General features: G+C 49.3%; 24 protein-coding genes. 10 read left to right on the top strand and 14 right to left on the bottom strand.

The window, feature by feature from the left end; translation table 11 throughout:
• Window positions 1-41: 41 nt before the first annotated feature.
• Complete coding sequence (locus KTO58_RS10430) at window positions 42-371, top strand: DMT family protein (RefSeq protein WP_095839416.1); 330 nt, start codon at window positions 42-44, stop codon at window positions 369-371.
• Between the two features lie 124 nt (window positions 372-495).
• On the opposite strand, the gene KTO58_RS10435 is transcribed toward KTO58_RS10430, so the two are convergent.
• A complete protein-coding gene (locus KTO58_RS10435) occupies window positions 496-813 on the bottom strand; it encodes a carboxypeptidase-like regulatory domain-containing protein (protein ID WP_095839415.1) in 318 nt (105 codons plus the stop codon).
• A 382-nt stretch (window positions 814-1,195) separates the two neighbouring features.
• On the opposite strand from KTO58_RS10435, the gene KTO58_RS10440 reads away from it, so the two are divergent.
• The 4 genes from KTO58_RS10440 (at window position 1,196) to KTO58_RS10455 (ending at window position 7,970) form a co-directional block, all read left to right on the top strand.
• Window positions 1,196-1,735: an RNA polymerase sigma-70 factor gene (locus KTO58_RS10440; RefSeq protein WP_095839414.1), complete on the top strand. Its 540-nt coding sequence runs from the start codon at window positions 1,196-1,198 to the stop codon at window positions 1,733-1,735.
• A 78-nt stretch (window positions 1,736-1,813) separates the two neighbouring features.
• Window positions 1,814-2,806 carry a FecR family protein gene (locus KTO58_RS10445; RefSeq protein WP_095839413.1) on the top strand — a complete coding sequence of 331 codons (993 nt, stop codon included), beginning with the start codon at window positions 1,814-1,816 and terminating at the stop codon, window positions 2,804-2,806.
• A 52-nt stretch (window positions 2,807-2,858) separates the two neighbouring features.
• On the top strand, window positions 2,859-6,239 hold the full coding sequence (locus tag KTO58_RS10450; RefSeq protein ID WP_198314948.1) for a SusC/RagA family TonB-linked outer membrane protein: 3,381 nt from the start codon (window positions 2,859-2,861) through the stop codon (window positions 6,237-6,239).
• Window positions 6,240-6,488: 249 nt separating this feature from the next.
• Window positions 6,489-7,970: a S8 family serine peptidase gene (locus KTO58_RS10455; protein WP_095839411.1), complete on the top strand. Its 1,482-nt coding sequence runs from the start codon at window positions 6,489-6,491 to the stop codon at window positions 7,968-7,970.
• 87 nt (window positions 7,971-8,057) lie between these two features.
• On the opposite strand, the gene KTO58_RS10460 is transcribed toward KTO58_RS10455, so the two are convergent.
• Window positions 8,058-8,993 carry an aspartate carbamoyltransferase catalytic subunit gene (locus tag KTO58_RS10460; protein WP_095839410.1) on the bottom strand — a complete coding sequence of 312 codons (936 nt, stop codon included), beginning with the start codon at window positions 8,991-8,993 and terminating at the stop codon, window positions 8,058-8,060.
• Window positions 8,994-9,128: 135 nt separating this feature from the next.
• Complete coding sequence (pyrR, locus tag KTO58_RS10465) at window positions 9,129-9,659, bottom strand: bifunctional pyr operon transcriptional regulator/uracil phosphoribosyltransferase PyrR (RefSeq protein WP_225860183.1); 531 nt, start codon at window positions 9,657-9,659, stop codon at window positions 9,129-9,131.
• A 214-nt stretch (window positions 9,660-9,873) separates the two neighbouring features.
• On the opposite strand from pyrR, the gene KTO58_RS10470 reads away from it, so the two are divergent.
• A complete protein-coding gene (locus tag KTO58_RS10470; RefSeq protein WP_225860184.1) occupies window positions 9,874-10,395 on the top strand; it encodes a peroxiredoxin in 522 nt (173 codons plus the stop codon).
• Between the two features lie 3 nt (window positions 10,396-10,398).
• Here the strand turns inward: KTO58_RS10470 and KTO58_RS10475 are convergent, their stop codons facing one another.
• The 3 genes from KTO58_RS10475 to prfB all read right to left on the bottom strand — a co-directional run bounded on the left by KTO58_RS10475 (window position 10,399) and on the right by prfB (window position 13,747).
• Entirely contained in the window at window positions 10,399-10,845 is a 447-nt protein-coding gene (locus tag KTO58_RS10475) for a hypothetical protein (protein WP_157753041.1), read from the bottom strand.
• A gap of 8 nt (window positions 10,846-10,853) precedes the next feature.
• Window positions 10,854-12,485 (bottom strand): L-glutamate gamma-semialdehyde dehydrogenase, encoded by a 1,632-nt coding sequence (gene pruA / locus KTO58_RS10480; protein ID WP_095839408.1) that lies wholly within the window; start codon window positions 12,483-12,485, stop codon window positions 10,854-10,856.
• 166 nt (window positions 12,486-12,651) lie between these two features.
• Window positions 12,652-13,747, bottom strand: a protein-coding gene (gene prfB, locus KTO58_RS10485; protein ID WP_157753040.1) for a peptide chain release factor 2 whose coding sequence is annotated in 2 segments (ribosomal slippage) — window positions 12,652-13,686 and window positions 13,688-13,747 — 1,095 coding nt in all. Because the reading frame shifts where the segments join, the coding sequence is not laid out codon by codon here.
• A 198-nt stretch (window positions 13,748-13,945) separates the two neighbouring features.
• On the opposite strand from prfB, the gene KTO58_RS10490 reads away from it, so the two are divergent.
• Together KTO58_RS10490 and pgi are read left to right on the top strand one after the other, a co-directional pair.
• Window positions 13,946-14,758, top strand: coding sequence for a TspO/MBR family protein (locus KTO58_RS10490; protein ID WP_095839406.1), 813 nt, complete (start codon window positions 13,946-13,948; stop codon window positions 14,756-14,758).
• 99 nt (window positions 14,759-14,857) lie between these two features.
• Window positions 14,858-16,510 carry a glucose-6-phosphate isomerase gene (pgi, locus tag KTO58_RS10495; RefSeq protein WP_095841619.1) on the top strand — a complete coding sequence of 551 codons (1,653 nt, stop codon included), beginning with the start codon at window positions 14,858-14,860 and terminating at the stop codon, window positions 16,508-16,510.
• A gap of 76 nt (window positions 16,511-16,586) precedes the next feature.
• On the opposite strand, the gene KTO58_RS10500 is transcribed toward pgi, so the two are convergent.
• The 3 genes from KTO58_RS10500 to KTO58_RS10510 all read right to left on the bottom strand — a co-directional run bounded on the left by KTO58_RS10500 (window position 16,587) and on the right by KTO58_RS10510 (window position 20,034).
• Complete coding sequence (locus tag KTO58_RS10500) at window positions 16,587-17,033, bottom strand: DUF3276 family protein (protein ID WP_095839405.1); 447 nt, start codon at window positions 17,031-17,033, stop codon at window positions 16,587-16,589.
• Window positions 17,034-17,191: 158 nt separating this feature from the next.
• Window positions 17,192-18,988: an ABC transporter ATP-binding protein gene (locus tag KTO58_RS10505; protein ID WP_095839404.1), complete on the bottom strand. Its 1,797-nt coding sequence runs from the start codon at window positions 18,986-18,988 to the stop codon at window positions 17,192-17,194.
• 113 nt (window positions 18,989-19,101) lie between these two features.
• A complete protein-coding gene (locus KTO58_RS10510) occupies window positions 19,102-20,034 on the bottom strand; it encodes a phosphoribosylaminoimidazolesuccinocarboxamide synthase (RefSeq protein WP_095839403.1) in 933 nt (310 codons plus the stop codon).
• A gap of 94 nt (window positions 20,035-20,128) precedes the next feature.
• On the opposite strand from KTO58_RS10510, the gene KTO58_RS10515 reads away from it, so the two are divergent.
• Both KTO58_RS10515 and KTO58_RS10520 read left to right on the top strand, forming a co-directional pair.
• Window positions 20,129-20,377, top strand: coding sequence for a hypothetical protein (locus KTO58_RS10515; protein WP_225860185.1), 249 nt, complete (start codon window positions 20,129-20,131; stop codon window positions 20,375-20,377).
• A gap of 85 nt (window positions 20,378-20,462) precedes the next feature.
• The gene (locus tag KTO58_RS10520; RefSeq protein ID WP_095841618.1) at window positions 20,463-21,554 is read left to right on the top strand and encodes an amidohydrolase family protein; all 1,092 of its coding nucleotides are present in this window, start codon (window positions 20,463-20,465) and stop codon (window positions 21,552-21,554) included.
• A gap of 74 nt (window positions 21,555-21,628) precedes the next feature.
• Here the strand turns inward: KTO58_RS10520 and KTO58_RS10525 are convergent, their stop codons facing one another.
• The 5 genes from KTO58_RS10525 to KTO58_RS10545 form a co-directional block, all read right to left on the bottom strand.
• The gene (locus KTO58_RS10525; RefSeq protein ID WP_095839401.1) at window positions 21,629-22,591 is read right to left on the bottom strand and encodes a zinc-binding dehydrogenase; all 963 of its coding nucleotides are present in this window, start codon (window positions 22,589-22,591) and stop codon (window positions 21,629-21,631) included.
• Window positions 22,592-22,636: 45 nt separating this feature from the next.
• Window positions 22,637-22,942: an ArsR/SmtB family transcription factor gene (locus KTO58_RS10530; RefSeq protein ID WP_095839400.1), complete on the bottom strand. Its 306-nt coding sequence runs from the start codon at window positions 22,940-22,942 to the stop codon at window positions 22,637-22,639.
• Window positions 22,943-23,027: 85 nt separating this feature from the next.
• Entirely contained in the window at window positions 23,028-23,903 is an 876-nt protein-coding gene (locus KTO58_RS10535) for an NAD(P)-dependent oxidoreductase (RefSeq protein WP_198314947.1), read from the bottom strand.
• Between the two features lie 19 nt (window positions 23,904-23,922).
• Window positions 23,923-25,062: an FAD-dependent oxidoreductase gene (locus KTO58_RS10540; protein WP_095839398.1), complete on the bottom strand. Its 1,140-nt coding sequence runs from the start codon at window positions 25,060-25,062 to the stop codon at window positions 23,923-23,925.
• A gap of 12 nt (window positions 25,063-25,074) precedes the next feature.
• Complete coding sequence (locus KTO58_RS10545) at window positions 25,075-25,671, bottom strand: TetR/AcrR family transcriptional regulator (protein WP_095839397.1); 597 nt, start codon at window positions 25,669-25,671, stop codon at window positions 25,075-25,077.
• Window positions 25,672-25,852: the final 181 nt, after the last annotated feature.

Here is a 25,852-nt window from a genome sequence, read left to right on the forward strand (position 1 = left end):
GGCGATGTTTAATAAACCATAAGATTATATATATTGGGGTCATGCGTACCATTCTTTTGTTATTAGTATCGAATACGTTTATGACGTTTGCCTGGTATGGGCATTTGAAGTATCAGGGGACGGCTTTATGGAAGGTGATCCTGATCAGTTGGGGGATTGCATTTTTTGAATACTGTTTTATGGTACCGGCGAACCGTTATGGGGCACAGGAGGGGTTTAGCGGGTTTCAGTTGAAGACGATACAGGAGGTGGTGACGCTGACGGTATTTGCGTTGTTTGCGATCTTTTATTTGAAGGAGCCATTACGTTGGAACTACCTGGTATCGTTTGCCTGTATATTGGCGGCGGTATATTTTATGTTCAAGAAATAGCGGAGGGGCTGTTGTTTTGGCAAATAAAAAGCCGGCAGTACGGGGGTACTAACCGGCCTTTTGTAGGTCCAACTTTTTCTATCATGCCTAGAGAAAAGCTATTTTATCTGCGGGTGCAGGGTATTTATTTTTCCAACCTTATTTCACCCAGGTCGGTGGCTTTGCCATCTTCTACCTTTACTTCCTGCAGGGTTGCATCTTTGTAGGGATCTTTACCATCAACGATGACGGTGTAGGTACCTGCTTTTGCATTCTGGAGGTTAAAGGCTCCATCTGTTACTACTGTTTTGAGGGTATCTGTACCCTGTATGGCCCATACTTCCTGGGCGCCTTCAGCCGGTGTTACTTTACCGCTGATGCTTCCACCTTCTGCACCTTTGAATGCGAAAGTTCCAAATGCCAATGCGGCTAGTGCCAGCATACCGATTCTCGTCTTTTTCATGGCGTTGACTTTTAGGTTTTTGTAATAAAGATTACGTATAATAATTGTTGTGACTTTTTAATGGTGCCTGTTAAGCAGGCATTTGTATTGTCCCTTTACTAACTATACATCAGGTTGGTGGGTTACCATTAGCCGGTAGGTGTAAAAAGTGCGGCTTTAACTTTTTTTTAAGAAAAAAGGGGATTCTTTGTGATATCTGTAAGTTTTTGTGGGTATAACACTAATGTGGCATCTTACTTGCTGCAAGATCGTGCTACGGTTGATAAATAATGGGCCTATTAATGATAATAATTTAAATTTGCCCAATTGTGATCTGCAAGCCCATAGCCCACTGGAAGTCAAAATAACGATCAGAACCTATTAAATAAAAGCCAAAGAAAGGATGTTGCCGCTTAGTAATACAGAAATTGTGCAGGGTATCCGTAACAGGGATCGGGAGATATATGGGATTGTGTTTAAGGAATATTCGCCGGCTATGTTCAGTATTGCCTTTCGGTATTTGAAGGACCAGGATGAGGCGCGGGACATGGTACAGGATGTATTTCTCAATTTGTGGCGTACGGCGGACAATCTGGATGAGCGTGCGCCATTGCAGCATTATTTGGCGCGAGCCACGGTGAATACCTGTCTAAACCGTATCAAGAAGAACCAGCGACAGCAACAGTATACGAAGGAGCAGCTGCATACTACTGCGCCAGCTGCGGAGAGTTTATCCCTAGAGTACAAGGAATTGGAAGCGAAATATCACGCAATATTAGAGAAGTTGCCGGACCAGTGCCGGCGGGTATTTGAAATGAGCCGTTTCAGTGGATTATCCCCTACTGAGATTTCGACCCAGCTGAATATATCTATTAATACGGTGTATACTCATCTAACGAATGCCTTAAAAAGGATCCGCGTGGAACTACTCAACCAACAATAGTCCTCCAGGTGCTGTTATTTTTTTTGGTGTTACCCTAATGGTAACTCCATTATTGATTGTATTATATTATGAAGCGTCATGATGAACACGACACCCGATATTGATATAGTGATCCGCTACCTGGAGGAACCAGCATCAGAGGAGAACAAGCAGGCACTGGATGCCTGGTTGCAGCGGGACCCCTCTAACCTGGATATTTTCCTGGAAACCAAGGCCTTATGGCAAGGGGAAGCGATCCCGGCGGCGCCTGCTTACCAGGTGGAGCTGGAATGGGAGTTATTGGCTCCGCAGTTGGTGTTGCCGGAAGAGGCGGTGAAGATACAGGAGGTACCGGCGGTGAGGACTGGTAAGGTCCGGTTGATGCGATCGCGTATATGGTGGGCAGCAGCGGCGGTAGTCGTAGTGGTGGGTGGTGTATTATGGTTAAAGCCACCGGCTTTGCGGGTGCAGCAGACGGCGCAGCATACGGACAGTTTGCGGTTGCCTGACGGGACGGCTTTGTATATGAATGCGCATACTAAGGTAAAATATCCGCCTAAGTTCAAGGGTAACAGCCGTGATCTGTATGTGCAGCACGGGGAGGTATTCCTGGACGTGGCGCAAATGCCGGAGAAGCCATTTGTGGTGCATATGGAGGATGTGGATGTGCAGGTGTTGGGGACGGCTTTTGACCTCAAGCAGACGGCTGCGGGAGTGAAGGTGTATGTACAGAGTGGTAAGGTGCAAGCTTATTTTCGGAAGACGAAAAAGTCCGTCATCTTAACGCCGGGGCTGGAGGCTTATATGTTGCAGGCGCATGAGACGATCAGTACGCGCGAGCATCTTAAGAACAGTAATGTCATTGCCTGGAAAACGGGGCGTTTGATATTTGAGGACACCCCTTTATCAGAGGTAGGTGAAGTATTATCAAATGTGTACCATGTACAGGTTAATATAAAAGACCCATCTCTGGCAGATAAAAAGCTGGTAGCTTCTTTCCAGCAGGAGTCGCTGCCGGAGGTATTACGTACTATCTCAAAGGCCTTACAGGTCGAGGTAACACAAAAAGACAGTCTCGTAGAAATTTACTAGCAGACCCGATATGGTGGCTATCCTACATGCATTATATCAGGTGCTGCGCACTATGGCACGGCTATGCCCACGGTTTTTTTTGCCGATGGGCATCTCGTTATTTATGGCTATGCCGGTGATGAGCCAAGTGGTGCCGGCTGCGGATGGGAACGGCAAGGTGACGATCCGGGTGTACCGGGCGAACCTGAAGCAGGTGATCCGGCTGATAGAGCAGCAGACGGGGCTTACTTTTGCTATCTCCACTACGGCGCTTGACAATGCGCCCCCTATTTCCTTACAAGTGAAAGACGCTCCTTTGGAGCAGGTGTTGGGTAAGATGTTTGCCTATACTAACTATGCTTACGAGATCCGTAACAAGCAGATCATTGTGTATCCGCAGACGAGCTCTCCGCTTCTCTCCCGCTCTATCCGCGGGAGTACGAACCATGCGGAGGCAGTGACGGTGAGTGGTGTGGTGACGGACGGGGAGCATGTGCTGGCGGGGGTATCGGTGCGGGAGAAAGGCACGCGGAACGGGGCCAGCACTAACGGTAACGGTTATTTCAAACTGGAGGTGGGCAGTGGGGCGGCGGTGTTACAATTTTCGCTGATCGGCTATATTCCGCAGGAGGTGGTGTTGAAGGACCGGAAGAACCTGGCGGTGGTGTTGCAAGGGGATACGAAGGTATTGAACGACCTGGTAATCATCGGGTATGATCTGCAGAACCGGGCTAATATCACTGGTGCTATTGCGCGGGTGGAAGGGAAAAGGCTGAAGAGCCGGCCTGTTTCTAATGTGCTGGCGGCGTTGCAAGGTACTGCCCCGGGATTGCTGGTGACCCGTAGTAACGGGCAGCCAGGAAAGGAAGGGTTTAACATACAGATACGCGGTTTATCTTCTGTGAATAATAGTGAGCCATTTGTGCTGATTGACGGGGCGGTTGGGTCGCTGACGCTGCTGAACCCGGAGGATATTGAATCGGTATCGGTGCTGAAGGATGCGGCGGCGGTGTCTATTTATGGGCCGTTGGCGGCAGGCGGGGCGGTGCTGGTGACGACTAAACGTGCCAAGGCCGGTAAGTTGAGTGTGGAGTATGGCAGTCTTGCCGGTGTGGAGCGGCCTATCAATCTGCCGAAGCGTTTGCATGCCTGGGAGGAGGCGGAGCAGTTGAATGTAGCCGCAGCGAATGCGGGCTTACCACCGTTCTGGAGTCCGGAGCAGCTGGTGTTGTTAAAAGATCCGGCTATCAATGCGATCCGGTTGCCGGACGGTCGTTTTGAGTATTACGGTGACTTGAACCAGTTGCAGGCGTTGACGAGAAGTAGCAGTACTACACAGAAACATAATATTACGGTCAAGGGCGGCAGTGAGCGACATCAATATTTGTTGTCTGTCGGGCATTTTGCCCGTATGGGGTTGTTCCGTATAGGACCGGATAATACTTCGCGTACGAATGTACGCTTCAATATGAACAACCAGCTGAGTAGCCATCTGAGCCTGGAATCGGGGTTGACTTATGTGCAGAATCATACGGTATCACCCAGTTGGCCGGTGGACGGTAACTATGGGATGCTGAACTACCTGTACCAGGCGCCCTCGAATATTCCGGTGTTTGTGCCTGGTACGGAGAAGTACACTGGGATATTCAATCCTTATGCGGTATTGAAGGACGGTGGGAAGCGGGATGAGATGACACGATATGCCAGTGGTGTGTTCACGCTGAAGGCGGAGCATCTGCTGCCCGGGTTGACGTTGAAGGCGGTGTATAGTCCGCAATGGCAGCAATATGATGACCGGCTGGCGCGGCGAACGATCCCATTATGGAACGGTGATTGGCTTGTGCGCAATCTGTACCGGCCTAATTCTTTGAAGGATACCCGTCTGACGACGGTGCAGCATAACCTGCAATTGCTGGCGGACTATGAGCTACCGGTTGCTGCGGATGATCATCTGCATTTGCTCGGAGGTTATTCGCTGGACAGTTATTCGCATGAGCTGACTACTTACCGGGCGACGCAGGTGAGTCCGACGGAGCTAACGAAACTTCGTATAGCAGACCGGCAGCGGGCTACACAGACGGGGTATACGGGGAGTGGGTTCCTGTCTTCTTATTTTGCCCGTTTCAACTGGAACCATGACGAGCGTTATTTGTTGGAGGCTAACCTGGTGGCGGCTCATTTGGAGACTTTCGGCGGTATGCAAAACCCGACGGACCGGTGGCGATTTTTCCCCTCTATTGCGGCTGGGTGGCGTATCAATAACGAGCGATGGTTCAAGGAGGCGATGCCTTTTGTGGATGAGTTGAAGTTGCGTGCTTCGTGGGGGCAGGTAGGTAGTTTTAATCGTTATGCGCGACTGAATGATTACCAGTACCGGGAGAACCTGTATTACCAGCAGGAGTTACCGCTGGAGGCTTATTTGCGTAATAACCGGTATATGCCTGGCGCCAGCAGCTGGGAAAAGATCACATCTGTCAATGCCGGGATAGATATTGGATTGTTCCGCAGCCGGCTTAATGTAACGCTGGATATGTTCCTGAAGCGCAATAACAATATGCAGGTATTGGTCCAAAATGCCTATGTGCCTGGTTTGTTGCCAGCGACTTATAATACGGCGGTGTTACGATCGAAGGGATGGGAGCTGAATGTAGGCTGGCGGGATCGTAAGGGTGCATTTAATTATTGGGTGAATGCGAACATTTTCGATGATAACAACAAGATACTCCGTAATGACGGGCCGATGCGTTACCAGGCGGGATTGAACAGCGGGTTGGAAGGATATCCTTATAATTCGCTGTTTGGCTACAGGGCCAATGGTTATTTCCAGCAAGCCGGGGAGGTGGCTATGCATGCTTTCCAGTCGGATAAAACGGGCGCTGGTGATATCCGGTATGTGGATGTGAACGGGGACGGGCGTATCAATACGGGAGCTAATACGGCGTCGGATCACGGTGACCTGGTGTACCTGGGAAGTCCTGATCCCCGGTATGTGTATGGTTTTGATGCTGGATTTACGTATAAGGGATTTGATTTTGCCATTTTTTTCCAGGGGGTTGGCCGGCGTAAGTTACTGATCCCGCCGGTGTATAGTCTGCCTTTTACGGATAGCTGGCGGCAGCCCTGGGATATACAGCAGGACTATTGGCGGCCGGACAATCCCCAGGCGGCATTTCCCAGGCCATATGCGGGATATAATATGAACCAGGAGCCCTCTTCTCACTGGCTGATGAATGCGGCGTATATCCGGTTGAAGAATCTGCAGTTGGGTTATACCTTTAAATTCGGGCGGCCGAAGTCGTGGATAGAGCAGTTGCGGATCTATTTTTCGGGGCAGGATCTATGGGAGGTAAACCGGATGAAGATCCGGTATTATGATCCTGAGCAGAATGGAATCAACGGTTATGAGTATCCATTTTTCCGATCGTTTACGATTGGGGTGAATGCTAATTTTTAATTTATATTGCCAATAATTTTCTATATTCGACACAGAATTTCACGTGCCGGTACCCAGTGTGTAAAAGCCACCAATCGTTTGTATAACCGCAGCCAGCCTACAGTATCAGCACCATCAACCAAACAACCATTTAATAACCAGTCGTTCTGAGATCCATATCATATCAACCAATGAGACTTTGTCTTAATCCTTCACTTATCACAGGAGTCCTCTCCTAGTGTGTTTTATTCACTTTAACTATAAAATCATATGAGAACTCGCCTATTGTTAGCCATTGCCCTATGCGTGAGCGTTATAGGGTGTACCAAGAAGACGCAAGTCGACGCTCCCGATTCCCAGGAGGAGCGCACGTCTCCTCCAGTGGGTCTGAAGGGTCAGAACCAATTGCTGCCTGGAGTGAGCCAGTACCGTTTGCTGGTAAAGTTCAAAGCGGAGGAAGTATTGAATGTAGAAAAGGCTAAGCCGGTATTTTCCAATCAGCGATCTGCGGCGGTAGCGGAGCAGTGGGGTAAGTCCAAGCAAGGAATTTATTCTTTCAGTTATGAGCAGGTCATTCCTTTTACTGACCAGGAGAAATCTGCTATGACACAGGGCCGGGTGATGCCTGTTGGGCCCGGGCAGTTCAATCCTTATCCGTTCCGGGGTATGGTGTATGTAAAGGAAGCGGAGCAGATGCAGCCGGCGGAAGTGCTGGCATTGGCGAACGAGTTTGAGCAACTGGATATGGTAGAATATGCGGTTGTATCGCCATTGACACCTCCTCCCCCTCCTGCTACACCGGATTTTACGGCGCAGCAATATTACAAGAATGATGTTGATGGCAGCGGTACGAATGTACGCGGTATCAATGCGGAATATGCGTGGTCTATTGGTGTGACCGGCGGTGGTATCCGTATTGCGGATATTGAGTGGGGATATAACAAGAACCATGAGGACCTGGTCGGTACGCGTGCGCAGGAGTTGTTGCCTCCCCCTGATGATCAGTTCAAGGATCATGGTACGGCGGTAGCGGGTATCCTTCTGGGGCAGAAAAACTCTTTTGGTGTGACAGGTATGGTATATGGTGCGGATGCACTTTATGTGGTATCTGAGCGTGTGAGAGGCAGAGCTGGTGGTATTGCTGAAGGATTGAAAAAATTAAGGCGGGGCGATGTGTTCCTGTATGAGATGCAGACCGGTGGTCAGGGAGGTCAGTATGTACCTGCTGATTATGACCAGTCTGTTTGGGATATTACGAAGGCGGCCACTGATTCTGGTATTGTGATTGTGGCGGCTGCGGGTAATGGTAACCAGGATCTGAACAGTGCGTTTTATGCCAGTTACCGTGCCAGGGGCGACAACGGTGCGATTATTGTGGGCGCCGGTACTAAGTCAGGCCGTAATAAGGCCAGTTTTTCTACTTATGGTGACAATGTACATGTACAAGGTTGGGGTGACTGGACGGTGACATCTACGGGTTATACTTCTTTGTATAATGGCGGTGCGAATGCTGGTTATACGAAGGATTTCTCCGGTACTTCATCTGCTACGCCTATTGTGGCATCTGCGGTGATCGCGGTACAGTCGTGGTATAAATCCAGGACGGGTAATGTACTGGCTCCTCGGGCTATCCGTACGTTGCTGATCAATACGGGTATTGCTCAGGGCAGTGGTGGTCATATTGGGCCACAGCCTAACATCAAGGCGGCTATTGAGTCATTGTCTGCCAGCACTGGTACTCCGATCAGATAGTTGTGCAGGTATGTTATAAGACAGGAAGGGCTGCTTTGATATGAAGCAGCCCTTCTTGTTTTTATTGTACGGATGATCGGGTTATGATCATTGTTGTTCTGTTTTTTTACCGGCGAGCAGGTATAGGGCGGCCATACGGACGGCGACGCCATTTTCGACCTGATCGAGGATGATGGATTGTCCGGAGTCGGCTACATCGGAGTTGATCTCTACGCCGCGGTTGATGGGTCCGGGGTGCATGATGACGATGTCTTTGCCGATGCTATCGAGCAATTGTCTGTTGATGCCGTAAGCGAGGGAGTATTCGCGGAGGGAGGAGAACAGTGGGGTGTTCTGTCTTTCGAGCTGAATACGGAGTACGTTTGCTACATCGCACCAGCTGAGTGCTTCGCGGATGTTGTAGCTAACATGTACGCCTAATGCGGCGGCCATGTGTTTAGGTATTAATGTAGGGGGGCCTACTACCATTACTTCTGCGCCCAATTTGCGGAGGCAGTAGATGTTAGACAATGCTACGCGGGAGTGCATGATATCGCCGCAGATAGCTACTTTTTTTCCTTCGACGTTGCCTAATCGTTCGCGGATGGAGAAGGCGTCGAGGAGTGCCTGTGTGGGATGTTCGTTAATGCCATCTCCTGCGTTGAGGATGGGTACGTTGATATGTTTGGCCAGGAAGTGGGGTGCACCGCTGGCGGAGTGTCGCATAACGACCATATCGACCTTCATGGACAGTATGTTATTGACCGTATCGATGAGGGTTTCGCCTTTGGAGACGGAGGAGCCGGATGCGGAGAAGTTGATCGTATCGGCGCTGAGTCTTTTTTCGGCGAGTTCGAATGAGATACGGGTACGTGTACTGTTTTCGAAGAAAAGATTAACGATGGTGGTGTCCCGGAGGGTGGGCACTTTTTTGATGGGTCTTTGCAGGACCTCTTTAAACTGGTCAGCTGTTTGAAAAATAAGCTCTATGTCCTGACGCTGCAGATCCCGAATTCCAAGTAGATGTTTTACTGAAAGTGACATTAAGATGCAAATATAAAGTCCAAAGACAAAAGACCAAAATCCAAATTCCCGGCGTTACGACACAACACGTTATAACTCATCACTTTTTTATGGCTGAGGCTAGTATGTATTGCATTCCTGATGGGTGGTATGCGGTTATTCTACCAGTACGACTTCGTCGGCGCCATCTCTTTCCTGCCAGCGTACTTTTACTTTCTGGGAGATGAAGGCATCGATGGTGCGGCCGGTGTAGTCTGGTTGAATGGGCAGTTGGCGGCTAAAGCGCCGGTCTATCAGCACGAGTAGTTCTACAGCGGCGGGGCGTCCGAAGTCGAGCATGGCATCGAGTGCGGAGCGGATGGTGCGGCCGGTGTAGAGTACGTCATCGATCAGTACTACTTTTTTATTTTCTATGGAGAAGTTGATATCTGTTTCGTTGGGTACGTGGAGGGCGGTACCTTTATTGAAGTCGTCGCGATAGAAGGTGATGTCCAGTTTACCGTAGTTGATGTGGGTACCTGGCATTAATTGTTTGAGTTTATGATAGATCCTGTCGGACAGGAATATACCTCTGGGCTGTAGTCCTATGAGTACAGTCTCTTGAAAATTCAGGTGGTTCTCTATCAGCTGGTGACAAAGCCGGTCTACAGTGATAGCCAGTTGTGTACCATTCAGTATGGTCTTCAAGCGCAAAAGATTTTAAGCCTCAAAAATAATGATTAATCGAGCAGACAAAAAACTTTCTGCGGAACAATCCGCATCTTATGCGTAGATAGTGTTTGTCAATCACCTGTTAAAATGCTTATACATTACAGTAAATTTATGGAAGTGTTTTCTTTTTAACCCAAGTTAAATCGTGGCATGTATTTATGTACGAACTTCGAAGGTATAATCAATTACTATGAACCTGATTAAAAGTTTGTTTATGTTAGTACTCGGTATGGGATTATTTTCTTTTTCGTCGAAGGCGCAGTTGAAGGTTGGGGACAAGGTGCCCACTTTTAAGTTGCAGGACCAGGACGGGCATGAGTTTGATGCGTCGACGGTATTGGGTAAGCAGCCGGCGGTGATCTATTTTTATCCGAAGGATGAGACCAGTGGTTGTACGAAGGAGGCTTGTTCTTTCCGGGACGCTTATGAGAGTTTTAAGCAGTATGGTGCGAAGGTGATCGGTATTAGTTCGGACGGGGTGACGTCGCATAAAAAGTTTGCGGAGCATCACCGGTTGCCATTTACGTTGTTGAGTGATCCGGGGAATAAGGTACGTAAGTTATTCGGGGTGCCGAAGACGCTGATGATACCCGGGCGGGTGACTTATGTGGTTGACAAGCGGGGGGTGATCGTGCACCAGTTCAATTCGATGATGAATGCGGAGCAGCATGTGACGGAGTCGCTGGAGGCGTTGAGCAAGCACAAGTCTTAGGTGTCATAATTTGCGTAGTTCGCGGAAGGAGGTAATTTCTTCTTTGATGGCCCAGAGGCGCATGCCGTTGACGATGCCATATAGGAGCATGGTGACGAGTGGCAGGATGTAGAGTGTTTGGGCGAATATGCCTCTGCCGCCGTGGTGTGTGAGGATAAAATTGGACAAGATATAGATAAACAGTAAGGGTATTACGAAGGCCATGGCTGCCGTGATGCCCTTTTTCTTTAGTTGTTGGGAGAAGTATGTTTCGAAGGCGTTGAGTGCTTCCAGTGGCGCCTGTTCGGGGGGTACTCCTACTTTGATGAGTATCTGTTCCAGTTCGGCTACGCTTTTCTGTCTGGAGCTGTAGAGATACTTATTGGTTTCGGTGAGGATGTCCATGATTATCGGCAATAAAAAAACCATCGTCCGGCATACGGTAGGTATGCCGAGCGATGGTATATCCATGATATTGTTTATGCTTCATCGAGGAAGGAGTACCGGTAGTCGGTGGGTGGTACCAGTGTTTCTTTGATGGTACGAGCACTTAACCAGCGGTAGAGGTTGAGTTGTGAACCCGCTTTATCGTTGGTACCGGAGGCACGGGCGCCACCGAAAGGTTGTTGTCCTACTACGGCGCCGGTTGGTTTGTCGTTGATATAGAAGTTACCAGCGGCATTGACCAGTTTTTTGTTGGCTACTTCGATGGCGTATCTATCTTGTGAGATGATAGAGCCGGTGAGTGCGTATTCGGAGGTGCTATCTACCAGTTTGAGGGTTTCTTCGAACTGTTCGGCCTCGTAAACATAGATGGTGAGTACGGGTCCGAAGATCTCTTCGCACATGGTGGTATAATTAGGATCGGTGGTTTCGATCACGGTAGGTTCGATGAAGTAGCCTTCTGTTTTGTTATAGTTACCACCAGCGATGACTTTAGCGGTAGGATCTTTTTTAGCGTTGTCGATGTAGGTGGCGATCTTATCGAAGGAACGTTCATCGATCACGGCGTTGATGAAGTTGCTAAAGTCTTCGGTGGAGCCCATTTTCATGGATTTGAGTGCTGCTGCCAGTTTGCTTTTTACTTCTTCAGCGATGTTGCTGGGGATGTAGGCGCGGGAGGCGGCGGAGCATTTCTGGCCCTGGTATTCGAAGGCGCCTCTTGCGAGGGCGGTTACTACGACGTCTACGGGGGCGGATTTGTGTACCATTACAAAGTCTTTACCACCTGTTTCGCCGACGATGCGGGGGTAGGTTTTGTAGGTAGCGATATTGTTGCCGATGGTTTTCCACATGGTTTGGAATACGCCGGTGGAGCCGGTGAAGTGTATGCCAGCGAAGTCGGGATGAGCGAATGATACATCACCGATGGTGGGGCCATCTGCGTATACGAGGTTGATGACGCCATCGGGGAGGCCTGCTTCTATCAATATTTTCATGATGATATTAGCGGAGTAGACCTGTGTGTTAGCGGGTTTCCACACGACAACGTTGCCGCAGAGGGCAGCGGATGTGGGGAGGTTACCGGCGATGGCGGTGAAGTTGAAAGGCGTGACGGCTACTACGAAACCTTCGAGCGGGCGGTATTCCAGTCTATTGTGTACGCCAGGGGGGCTGTAAGGCTGTTGGCGGTATATTTCGCTGAGGTAGTGTACGTTGAAGCGGAGGAAATCGATCAGTTCGCAGGCGCTGTCTATTTCGGCCTGATAGGGGTTTTTGGATTGGCCGAGCATGGTGGCGGCGTTCATGTGATAGCGATATTTGGTCGCGATCAGTTCTGCTGCGCGGAGGAAGATGGCGGCGCGTTGTTCCCAATCGGTGTTGGCCCATTTTTCGCGAGCGGCGAGGGCGGCATCGATGGCGGCGCTGACGTGGCTGGCATCTCCTTTATGGAAGTGGCCCAGTTTGTGTTTCAGTTCGTGGGGAGGTCTAAGGTCGACGGTTTTGCCGCTGCGGACTTCCTTACCACCGATATACATTGGGATGTCAGCTTGTTCTGCTTTGAATGCGGCCAGCTGTTTTTTCAATGCGGCCCTTTCGGGGGAACCCGGTGCATAGTTTAAAACCGGTTCATTGTTTGGTGCTTTAAAATCGAAATATCCTGTATTCATCGGTTTAGATTTACTTCTTCCTAATTGGTATGTGAAGGTATGATGAAGGAAGGGAAAAGGGTGTTCTCCCCTATTACAAATTTACCACCTTTTGACAATCTGGGTATCCGGTGTTGTACTTCCGGACAGGATACGATGTATATAGAAGCGGCGAGAAGAAGAGGTATTATTGTGTCTCTTCTTCTTTCTGCATCATGAGATATGCTTTGATAAAGCCTTCGAGTTCGCCATCCATCACGGGTTGTACGTTCCCTACTTCATAATCGGTCCTGTGATCTTTGATCATTTTATACGGATGGAATACGTAAGATCTGATCTGTGATCCCCACTCAATTTTCCGTTTATTAGCGTTGGTGGCGTTTTTGAGTTCTTCCCGTTTGCGGATTTCTTCTTCGTAGAGGCGAGATTTCAGCATGGTGAGTGCTTTTTCGCGGTTCTCTCCCTGGGTACGTGCCTGTTGGCATTCGATGATGATACCGGAGGGGATGTGTTTGAGCCGGACGGCTGTTTCGACTTTGTTTACGTTTTGTCCGCCTTTACCACCGGAGCGATAGAATTCCCATTCGAGGTCGGCCGGGTTGACGGATATCTCGATGGTATCGTCTACGAGCGGGTATACGAATACGGAGGCGAAAGAGGTGTGTCTTCTGGCGTTGGCGTCGAAGGGTGAGATACGTACGAGGCGGTGAACGCCGCTTTCTGCTTTGAGCAGGCCGTATGCGAATTCGCCATCGAATTCGAGGGTTGCGGATTTGATACCTGCGCCATCGCCGTATTGTACGTCGATTTCGGAGACTTTCCAGCCTTGTTTTTCTCCGTACATGCGATACATGCGGAGGAGCATTTCGGCCCAATCCTGGCTTTCGGTACCTCCGGCGCCTGAGTTGATGGTGAGTACACCCGCCATTTCATCTTCCGGTTGGTTGAGGGTGCTTTTGAATTCCAGTTCATCGAGCGCGGTAACGGCCTTGTTATAGGCATCCTGCACCTCTTCTTCGGAGGCTTCGCCTTCTTTATGGAAATCGTTCAGCACGCTGCTGTCTTCTATGGCCGTTTGTACCTGGTCATAGAGGTCCACCCAGAATTTGTTGACTTTGATCTCTTTCAGAATGGAAGTAGCCCTGGCGTTGTCATCCCAGAAACCGGGTGCCAAGGTAAGTTGTTTGTCGTTTTCTATTTTAGCTATGCGGTCCTGGACGTTAAAGAAAACCTCCCAGGACGTGTAAACGGTCCCTCATAGCCTTAAGTTGTTCTCCTGTCATAACGGGCGCAAATGTAATATAAAAAGCACAAAGGACGAAGGATAATTGTAAAAGAATAGATAAAAGTAATTGGAAAACAGTTAAATCGGACATTGATAAAGGTAATGGCGGCGACGATTTTAATCAGGAACAATATTTGCAGTGCAAGGTTTTTACTGTTTCCTGTAAAGAGAGTTATTCAACAAAAAGACGCCAAGTATGACGCCTACCCATGATACCCTACAGTTTAGAAAGAATGCTATTTTCAATACCATAGGATATATTGTAATTGTAGCGGTGAATGCCATGGCGGTGTTATTACCGATCAACGGGCAGACGCCCGGAGAGATATCGGCTGCTTACCCTACTTTGTTTACGCCTGCCAACGTTACGTTTTCTATCTGGAGTGTGATTTATGTTACGTTACTATGTTTTATCGTTTACCAATGCTGGCTGGCTTTTTCTCCGTCACAGGCGGAGCGTCTGCGGCATTTTATGGAGCGGATGAAAGGCTGGTGGTTATTGAGTTGTATGGCGAATGCCTGTTGGATATTTGCCTGGCATTATCATCTGATCCCGGTGGCATTCGGGATCATTCTGTTGTTATTGTTTTCGTTGGTGATGATACACCGGCGGTTCCGTATTGCATTTCAGAGTGAGGGGCGGGAGCAGGTGTTTATTCATGTGCCGTTCAGTTTGTACCTGGGCTGGATCAGTATAGCGACGTTGGCTAATTTTGCGGTGTTGCTGGTATACTGGGGCTTTGATACGGCGGATGAGGCGCAGATACCGATCACTAATATATTGATCTGTATGGGTACTTTACTGGCGGTGTGGATGATATTGTGGCGTAACAATATTACGCACGGATTGGTAGCGATGTGGGCATTTTACGGTATCCTGTTGCGGCGTCGGGAGGGGAGTCCGTGGGAGCAGCATTTGATCACGGAGGTGTGTATTATTGCGATGGGTATTATTGCGATAGCGATCTCGTGGCAGTTGTACCGGCGGCGATTACCGGCATCTTCCTAGCGGTTCTATTTTTTGAAAATATCCAAATGCAACATCTTATCTTTGAATCTTATAAGGCAAATACCTTTATTTCTTGATGTGCATTAATTTATGAGTTTTATGTTTCCATCGATCAATCCGACTACTACCCAAGCCTGGCAAAAGCTGCAACAGCACGCCGCTGAAATGAAGCAGGTGCATATGAGAGATTTGTTTGCGCAGGATACGGAGCGATTTGCTAAATATTCGCTGCGATTTGAAGATATTTTATTTGATTATTCGAAGAACCGGATTACGGAAGAGACGTTGTCTTTGCTACAGGCGCTGGCGAGCGAGTGTGGTGTTGCGGACGGTATCCGAGCGATGTTCGGGGCGGAGAAGATCAATGCGACGGAGCACCGGGCGGTATTGCATACGGCGTTGCGTAATTTTTCCGGTAAGCCGGTGGTGCTGGACGGTGCAGATGTGATGCCGGCGGTACATGCGGTGCTGGAGAAGATGGAAGGATTTTGTGCGCGTATACATTCCGGTGAGTGGAAGGGTTATACGGGTAAGCCGATCCGGTATATTGTGAACATTGGTATCGGCGGTTCTGACCTGGGGCCGGTGATGGTGACGGAGGCATTGAAGCCTTATTGGAAAGAAGGTATACAAGCATTTTTTGTTTCGAATGTTGATGGTACGCATATAGCGGAGACGCTGAAGCAGGTGACGCCTGACGAGACCCTATTCCTGATTGCCTCCAAAACTTTTACGACACAGGAGACGATGACGAATGCGCACAGTGCGCGTGCGTGGTTCCTGGAGCATGCTAAATCGGAGGCGCATGTAGCGCTTCATTTTGCGGCTTTGTCTACGAATGAGAAGGCGGTGAAGGCGTTTGGTATTGACCCGGCGAACATGTTTGAGTTCTGGGATTGGGTAGGCGGCCGTTATTCGTTGTGGTCTGCTATTGGTTTGTCTATTGCGTTGACCATTGGTTTTGATCATTTCAAGGCGTTGCTGGAAGGTGCGCATGCGACGGATCTTCATTTCCAGGAGGCCCCTTTTGAGCGGAACATACCGGTGTTGATGGCGTTGATTGGTTTGTGGTATGGTAATTTCTTTGGTGCTTCTACGGAGGCGATATTGCCTTACGACCAGTATATGCATCGTTTTGCGGCTTATTTCCAGCAAGGTAATATGGAGAGTAACGGTAAGTATGTGGACCGTACGGGTGTGCCGGTGTCTTATGAGACGGGGCCTATAGTATGGGGGGAACCCGGTACGAACGGGCAGCATGCGTTTTACCAGTTGATACATCAGGGGACTAAGCTGATCCCCTGTGATTTTATTGCGCCAGCTATCAGTCATAATCCGATTGGCGATCATCATGTGAAGTTGTTATCGAATTTCTTTGCGCAGACGGAGGCGTTGATGAATGGTAAGGATGTGGACGTGGTGAAGGCGGAGTTGGAGAAGAGTGGTGCCAGTGCGGAGGAGATAGCGGCGGTGTCGCCCTTTAAGGTATTTACGGGTAACCGGCCTACGAATTCGTTCCTGCTGCGGCAGATTACGCCCCGTTCGCTGGGATCGCTGATTGCTTTGTATGAGCATAAGATCTTTGTGCAAGGGGTGATCTGGAATATCTATACGTTTGATCAATGGGGTGTTGAGTTGGGCAAGCAGTTGGCCGGCAAGATATTGCCTGAGTTGGAGACGCCGGATGTTATCAGCAGCCATGATGCATCTACGAATGGTTTGATCAATGCATGGAAGCAGTGGCGTAGTTAATTAAAGAATATACTAAAAGCAAAACACCCCCGGAGAAGTCCGGGGGTGGTCAACTATCTTTAGTTAAATAAATTGATTACCATTTGTCCACGTCGTCGCTGTGAGATGCAGCAGCGGCGGAGGGGGTGGGTTCTGCGCTGGCGGCAACGCTGACAGCAGCGGTTTCCGTTTCAGCCACTACTTCACCAGCTTCTCCGTCTTCCAGCTCATCGCCGTCACGCACGTAGTCGTGGTTGTACGCATCGAAGTCGAAATCCGGCATCAACTCTGTCTTCACATAATTGATGGTCTCGGTCAGTGCGTTCAGGAATTTGTTAAAATCCTCCTTGTACAGGAACACCTTGTGCCTGTCATAGCCATTGTCATTGAAACGCTTCTTGCTTTCTGTGATAGTCAGAAAGTAGTCGTTTCCCCGAGTGGTCTTTACATCAAAGAAGTAAGTTCTTCTTTTGCCCGCTTTCAATCGTTTAGAAAAGATGCTGTCGTTGTTTCTTTCCTGTTGATTGTTGTTTTCGTACGCCACAGTTGATAGAGTTTAAGTGTTAACGAATCAAACCAGTTTTCAATAAGCAACAAATATACTATTGTTTTACAAATATCAAAATAATTTTAAATGATTTTGAAAGATCATCAAAACAGCCAATTCATGTACTAATTATAATATGTGTAGCAAAATAAATATCATTCTATTATTGGCTCTTCTTCGCCTGATTGTTGTTTGGTGAACAACTCTGCGTAGTAGCCATTTAATGACAATAATTCTTCATGTGTGCCGGATTCTGCGATACGTCCGTCGTCGAGTACGATGATCTTATCGAATTCGAAGAGGGCGAATATGCGATGTGTGATGATGATGGCTGTTTTATCTTTCAGATATGCGTAGAGGTTACCGATGATTTCTTTTTCTGTGCGGGCATCTACTGCGGAGAGGCAGTCATCAAACAGGAGGACGTTGGGATTGCGGATGAGGCCACGGGCGATGGATATACGTTGTTTTTGTCCGCCGCTGAGGGTGACGCCTCTTTCGCCGATCATGGTATCGAATCCTTCGCGGAAGCCCTGGATGTCTTTTTCGACGGAGGCTTGTCTGGCTGCCAGTTTTACGGCTTCTATATCTTTTTCGGGTGCGCCGAACCGGATGTTATTGGCGACGCTGTCGGAGAATAGGAATACATCTTGCGGCACGTAAGATATCTGGCTTCTGAGGCTTTCGAGGCGGATATCGCGGACATCTACTCCATCTGTGAGTACTTCTCCTTCCTGGGGGTCGTACATGCGGATGAGGAGTTGTGCGAGGGTGGATTTACCGGAGCCGGTGCGGCCGATGACGGCTACTTTCTGGCCGGGTTTTATATCGAGGTTGAAGTCTTTGATGGCTTGTATGCCGGTATGCGGATAGGTGAATGATACGTTTCGGAAGGTGATACGACCTTTCAGATCGATGTTGCGGGCGTTGTCGCGGTTTCTGATGGCAGGTTGTACCTGCAGGAATTCGTTGAGGCGTTGTTGTGAAGCGGCGGCGCGTTGTATCATGGAGGCGACCCAGCCGATGGAGAAGAATGGGAAGGTGAGCATGTTGACGTAGATCACGAATTCTGCGAGGTTACCTACGGTGATGTTACCTTGTATTACCTGTACGCCACCTACGAAGATGGTAACGATGACGCTGAGACCTATCATGAGGGCCATGGTGGGTTGGTAGAGTGCATCTGTTTTGGCGAGGCTGACGGAGCTTTGTTTGTATTCTTCGCTGGCCTCTTCGAAGTGTTGGGTGCTGGTATCTTCCTGGATGTATGATTTAATCACGCGGATACCGGAGTAGGATTCCTGCGCGATGGAGGTGATATTGGAAAGTTGTGTTTGAATACGTTCGCTTTTGCGGTGTATGATGCGGTTGACGTAGTAGATGGTGACTGCGAGGATGGGCAGTGGTGCGAGGGTGTAGAGTGTGAGCAGTACGTTGACCTTGAGCATGAGGTATACGATGATGACCAGCATGATGATGGTGCGGGTGGCGTACATGACAGCCGGGCCGACGTACATGCGTACGCGGGATACATCTTCAGTGATACGGCTCATAAGGTCGCCGGTGCGATGCATTTTGAAGAAGTTAAGGTCGAGGCGTTGGTAGTGTTCGTAGACTTCGTTTTTCAGGTCATATTCGACGAGGCGTGACATGACGATGAGTGTCTGACGCTGGAGGAACATGAAGAATCCGGAGAGCAGGGCGAACAGTAGTATGCAAATGCCGTAGAAGGCCAATACTTTGGTAAAGTCGGACCTGAAGGCGCTTTTGAGGGAGGTATCGCTGATGATGCGGTAGCTATCGAGGTTTTGGGCCAGGAGGTCGAATATCTGGCGCACCATGATGGGTTGGAATACGCTGAATACGATGGAGATAGCTGTAAATAATAAACCCAGTCCGAAGCGCCATTTATATAGGATGAAGTATTTATTGAGAGCCGCGAGATGTTTCAATGGTATCCGTATTTTAAGCCGTAAAGGTAGTGCATTCTATGTATAAGCAGAAAGGTCCGGATGACAGGTGCTTAGCCGGTCTCCGAACCTTTTTGTGCGGCGTGTCGGCCTGATTATTTCTGTTCTGCGAGGGCAGATTCGATTTTTGTCTGTGCGTCGGCGGCGGAAACGTCTTCTTTCACGAATTGTTGACCGGTGATATTTTCGAACAGTTCGATATAGCGTTCGCTTACGCTGTTGATGAAAGCTTCGTCCATTTCTGGTATCTGTTGTCCATCTTTACCCTGGAATCCGTTTTCCATGAGCCATTCGCGTACGAACTCTTTGCTGAGTTGTTTCTGCGGATTACCGGCGGCCTGGTTTTCTTCGAAACCGGCGGCATAGAAGTAGCGGGAGGAATCGGGTGTGTGGATCTCATCAATTACGTAGATGGTATCGCCTACTTTACCGAATTCGTATTTGGTATCTACGAGGATGAGGCCTTGTTTGGCGGCTAGTTCTTTACCACGTTCGAACAGGGCGAGGGTGTATTTTTCGAGTTGTTCGTAGTCTTCTTTGCTTACCAGGCCCTGGGCGATGATCTCTTCGCGGGAGATATCTTCATCGTGGCCTTCGTGGGCTTTGGTGGTAGGTGTGATAATGGGTGCGGGGAAGAAATCATTTTCTTTCAATCCTTCTGGGAGGGGTACGCCACACAGTTCGCGTTTACCGCTTTTGTATGTTCTCCAGGCGTGGCCGGTGAGGTTACCGCGTACGACCATTTCCACGGGGAAGGTATCGCATTTGAGGCCTATGGTCACGTTGGGGAGTGGTACTGATTTTACCCAGTTAGGGACGATATCTTTGGTTGCTTCCAGCATGATAGCGGCTACCTGGTTGAGCACCTGTCCTTTGTAGGGGATTGGTTTAGGCAACACCACATCGAAAGCGGAGATACGGTCGCTTACAACCATTACCATCAGTTTGTCATCAATGGTGTACACATCGCGTACCTTTCCTTTGTAAAACGCCGTCTGCCCGGTAAATTTGAAATTAGATTCTAACATGGTATTATCGAAAATTAAGAATTGACAATCAATCCGGAAGATTCCGGTCCGCAAAAATACGTGGGTTCCCTTAATTTTGATAGTAAATCCTGTTATGAGTGAAAAAAAATATCAGCCTATTGACTGTAATTACTATGACCGGCTGGAGGCCTGGGCTACGACGCAGGCGGAATGTGCGATAACGATTTATGGTCCGGAGGATACGCCGATGACTGTTACGGCGCGGATCAAGGATGTGTACGCCCGTTCGGGCGAGGAGTTCCTGGAGTTGGATAACGGTACGGTATTCCGGCTGGACCGGCTGATCGCTATCAATGGCATCCCGGTGCCGGGCAATTGCTAACGGGACATTACCACTCACATAATTCTGCTTTTTAATATCAGTGGATTGTATAGTTTTAGGGGATATCAAATTGATCCCTGAAACTATGCATCGAGCCATTCCATTTACGACCTCTTTATTACTTAGTATTGCCACGCTACCTGTTTTTTCCCAGCGGATGGATTTTGAGAAATACGATCCTATCTCGACGCTGGTGGTGCCTCAACATCCGGTGAAGCGGGCGAAGTATCCCTTTATCGACGTGCATAATCATCAGTGGAGTATGGGTACGCAGCATCTGAATGAGTTGCTGAAGGATATGGACGTACTGAATCTGCAGGTGATGGTAAACCTGAGTGGTGGCAGCAGTGGTACGCTGAAGAAGATGACGGATAATATCAAGGCGCATGCGCCGAAGCGGTTCCTGGTGTTTGCGAACATAGACTTCACCGGTATTGGCCGAGCGGGATGGACGGAGCAGGCGGTGAAGCAGCTGGCGGAGGATGTGCGGAATGGTGCTGCGGGCCTGAAGGTGTTTAAAAGCCTGGGATTATCGGTGAAGGATAGTAACGGTCAGCGGGTAGCTATTGACGACAAGCGGCTGGATGCTATCTGGGATAAGTGCGGGGAGTTGAAGATACCGGTGCTGATCCATGCAGCTGATCCGAAGTCCTTCTGGGATGATATGGACGAGCATAATGAGCGCTGGCTGGAGCTGGCTACGCATCCCGGCAGGCAGCGCGGCAAGGATAATCCTGCGCCGTGGCAGCAGATCATCGATGAGCAGCATCGTATGTTCAAGCGACACCCGGGCACGACCTTCATCAATGCTCACTTTGGCTGGTATGCGAATGACCTGGCGCATTTGTCGCAGCTGATGCAGACCTTCCCGCATATGTATGTGGAGTTTGGGGCGGTGATTGCGGAGCTGGGGCGGCAGCCTAAGATGGCGCGGCAGTTCTTCGAGCAGTACCAGGACCGTATCTTGTTTGGGAAGGATTCGTGGGTGCCGGAGGAATACGGTACGTATTTCCGGGTGTTGGAGACGGGTGATGAATATTTCCCTTATCACAAAAAGTATCACGCTTTCTGGCGTATGTACGGGATGCAATTGCCTGACAGTATCCTGAAAAAGATCTACTACAAAAATGCGTTGAAACTATTCCCGATGGTGGATAAGAGTGCTTTCCCGCAATAGTGCCGGCATTTGTTTATTACGTTTATTACACGAAACGGGGCATCGCTGATGGACGCCCTGTTTCGCATATATTTTTACACAGAGAGTACTATTTTACCCAATAGAGGTCTGTCCCGTTTTGCATCTTCTAATCGCTGATGGGCATTTTTCACCTTTTCCATGGGATAGCTGCTATCTATGACCGGTTTTATCTGTCCGGTTTCAATTAACCCGGTAATATGATGGAGTTCGTCCCTGCTTTGGCGGGTAAAAACGAAATGATAGGTCGCATTTCGTTCCCAGGCGTGTAGGAGGTTTTGGGGCTGGGCGATATCTACCAGCGTTACAATTGCGCCGTAGTCGGCCAAGGCACGCGGGCTGTCTGAGAGAGTACTCCCTCCTACTGTATCAATAATTACATCTACTCCTTTTCCGTTAGTATGGGTCTGTATCTCTTCGATGTAGTTTTTACTATGATGGTCGATGACTACATCGGCACCCAGTCGCTGTAATTGCTCCTGTAAAACCGTCTGTCCTGTTGTGTATACGAAGGCTCCCAGTGATTTAGCGACCTGTATTGCCAGTGAGCCTACTCCACCTGCGCCACCAAGGATGAGGATGGTATCTCCTTTTTTCAATTTAGCCCTTACCACCAGCATTTCCCATACGGTGCCACCTATAAGCGGCATGGCGGCTGCTTCTTCATAGGTCAGGTTATTGGGCATCCTGGACAATGCGGACTCGTGTGTGAGGTGATATTCCGCGTAGCTGCCCGGGCCACCAAAGCGCGGGGAATAGTAGACTTTATCTCCCGGGCGCCAATTTTTCACGGCATCGCCTACTGCTATGACATCGCCTGCTATATCATGCCCCGTTATGATTGGTAACTCGAACAGGGAGGCATAGTCTCCTCTCCTCACCTGGTAATCGAGCGGATTGACGGCGGAGGCCCTTACTTTGACCAGCACCTGGGAGGGAGCTGTTATGACGGGAGTGGGTACTTCTTCCAGTTGGAGGACTTCCGGTCCTCCGTAGTTATTTATGACAACTGCTTTCATATTTTGATATTTCGCTTAATTTCGAAATCCTTACCTAAAAAAAGGTCAGAATGCCTTTTTGATTAATTTATTCAGTGTATTGATGGCAGCTTCATTACGTTTGTAATAGGTCCACTGGCCGACGCGGGTGGCTTCAATCAGTCCGCATTTTTGCAATAAGCTCAGGTAGTCTGATGTTGTGGAGGGGGATAAACCAGTCTTTTGGGTGATGTCGCTTACGCAGACGCCCAGGTTGGGATCATAGTCCAGGAGTTCTTCTGCTGGAAAGTGGAGACGGGGCTCTTTGAGCCAGATGAGTATGTTTATCCTTGTTTCATTGCTCAGTGCTTTGAAAACCGTGATCAGTTCCATGGGGCAAATATATCGGTATTATTCGAAATGCCGAAATAATAGAATAAAAAGGAAGGTGTCTTATGGGGACACCCTTCTTTTTGTTTTATTGTTTTTGTTGGATGGTGAGTGCTACTGCGGTGACATCGTGATCGCCGAGGCCGGCATCTTTTGATTCTTGCAGGAGGCTGCGAACTTCTGCTCCCAGCGGCATGGCGGCCTTGACGGTGGCAGCCTGTTCCAGTACCAGGTTCATATCTTTCAGGCCCAGTGAGAGGCCGAAGAGGGCAGGCTGGAATGCTTCTGAGAGGATATGTTTACCATAGTTGATATAGACCGGTGCGTTGAAGATGGTCTGTGTGATCATGTTAAACCAGGTATCGACTTCGATGTTGCTTCTTTTGGTCATGTTGATACTTTCTGACAAGGCGCTCATGGCGGTCAGGATGAGGTAGTTGGAAGCCAGTTTGGCGACGTTGGCGGCGCTTTCTTCGCGGCCATATTCCCATACGTTGATACCACCAGCTTCTTGCAGCAGGGGTTTGATGGTTTTGATGGCCTGCTCCTCTCCTGCTACGAGGAAGTTGATCTTCCTGGCTTTAGCGGCATCGGGGCGTGCCAGCAGCGGGCAGGCGATATAGATGTTACCCTGTTGGCGGTGGACTGCTGTGAGTGTTGTGGCTGTTACGGGAAGAATTGTGCTCATGGAGACATGTATGCCCTCTTTTTTGAGGTGGGCGGCGATGCCATCCGGGCCATCGGTGATCTCTTTCAGTGCGGCATCATCGGAGACGATGCTGAATACGATATCACACTGTGCGGACAATTCTTTTACCGATGTGCAGCTGATGGCGCCTTTTTCTATGAGCGGTTGTGCTTTGGCGGCGGTGCGGTTGTATACGTATAGGGGCTGGCGGGTGGCCAGGAGGTTTTCTGCGATGACGAAGCCTAAATTGCCTAATCCGATGAATCCTATTTTCATGACTGTTCCTTTTTGATTGTTAGCTAAAAATTTCCAGCAAGTTAGGGATTGCGTCGGGAGCGTGCAAAACGTCGGTTTGGTGTAAGGTGAGGCGGGCGACATCGCCGGCGCGGGCGCGCATTTGTTGTTCGTAGTGGGCGATGGCGGAGGCGATATCGGGGAGTGCGTTATCGAGCAGGCAGTTGCTCAGTTCGAGTGCATCGAGCATGGCCATGTTGACGCCTTCACCTGCGTATGGCGGCATGAGGTGTGCGGCATCGCCCAGCATGGTGAGGTTGGGCAAGGAGGTCCAGGTTTGATCTGGCGGCATGCAGTATTGTGGTCGGATTGTGAAGGCCTTTGCTTTTCTGAACAGGTTGTCCCAGTCGCTATGCCAGCCGGCGAAGGTGTTATGAAACCAGTTGAGCACCTGTTTATTGTCGGTGAAGTCGAGGCCGTTATCTCGGTACCAGTATTCGGGGGTATGGCAGCCGGTGTAGAAGGCAACGCTGCCATCGCCTTTGGTGCTGAGGATAAGGGATTTACTGTCGCCCATGGCGAACACCTTACCCCCTTTGAGCAGTTCGTGCAATACGGGGATGTTCGTTTCGGCATCGGCCACGGTCCCCTCTATGACGGTGACACCGGAGTAGAACGGTTTTATGTCTGTGATGTAGGGGCGGATGCGGGAGTTGGCGCCATCGGCGGCGACTACGATATCAGCGAAGGCGGAGGCGCCATTTTTGAACTGTAGTTGCCAGCCACCGTTGTCGGGATGTAGTGCGATGAATTGGCTATCCCATACGACGGTGTCGGGGTGTAGGGCGTTCAGTAATATTTTGCGCAAGGGGCCGCGATCTATTTCGGGGCGATCTGATTGGCGGTTGTTGAGATGATCGTCGAATACGATGTGGGTGTGTTTATCGACGATGCGTGTTTTGTCGGCACCCGGACGGTAGTTTGCTTTGAAGGCTGCTGTTAGTCCGGCTTTTTCCAAAGCGGCCAGGCCTGATTCTTCGTGTAGGTCGAGGGTAGCGCCTTGTATGCGCACGTCGCTGTTTATGTCTCTTTCATAAACTTTTACCTGTGCGCCAGCCTGCTCAAGGAGTCTGGCGAGGGTGAGGCCACCCGGGCCACCACCTACGATAGCGATCTGTTTGTCGGTTATGTTGTTGTTCATGGTGTTTTGGTTTTAGCGCAGTAAACTTTTGATGACGGCGTTACAAGCGTCACTGCCAACTTTATCGGTAATAATTTGCTGATCTCTTTCTGTGTGTTCGAAATATTCGGTGATGATATCAAACAGGGGTGCGAATAATAAGGCCCGCTGTACCTGGAAAGGCAGATCGATGATATGTCCTGCGGCGGTGTGGCGGGCGAAGAACTGATGTATGGGGACAAAGGCATCCCCTTCTACTCTATTGTTCTGCTGCAATGCGCTGACGAGTAACGGCGAAGACTTTCCGTACTGCATTAGTGTAAATGCCGGTTTGTTGGTTTTGAAGTATTGGAAGGTGTTTTGCCAGAGGGTGCGTACGCCCTCTGCGAAGTCCATAGAGGCATGGAAGTTTTCGAGGACGGCTGTTTCAAAGGCACCTATCCCCTCTTCCACTATTAATTTGACGAGGAGGTCTTCTTTGTTCTCGTATTTGAGGTAGATGGTACGCGGGGATATGTTAGCTGCTTTGGCCAGTTTTTGCATGCTGAGGTTTTCGAGTCCTTCTTCAGCGATGATCTGTAGGGCGATGGTGCGGATGGCCTGTTCTTTTTCGAGGTTTTTTGGTCTCATGGTATTTTCACATTGACCATGCAAAAGTAAATGAACATTTACTTACTAACAAATCTTATTTCTACAGTGGTTGGGTGGAGGTGTTTGGTCGATCCTGCGGGGGGAGGTCAGTTGGTGGGATTATCTTGGTATAGCAGGCATGTTTTCTCTTTTTTGGGGAGGCGGCAGCTTGGGTTAAGCA

Origin of the sequence: Chitinophaga pendula, from assembly GCF_020386615.1 — a bacterium.
GTDB classification, from domain to species: domain Bacteria; phylum Bacteroidota; class Bacteroidia; order Chitinophagales; family Chitinophagaceae; genus Chitinophaga; species Chitinophaga pendula.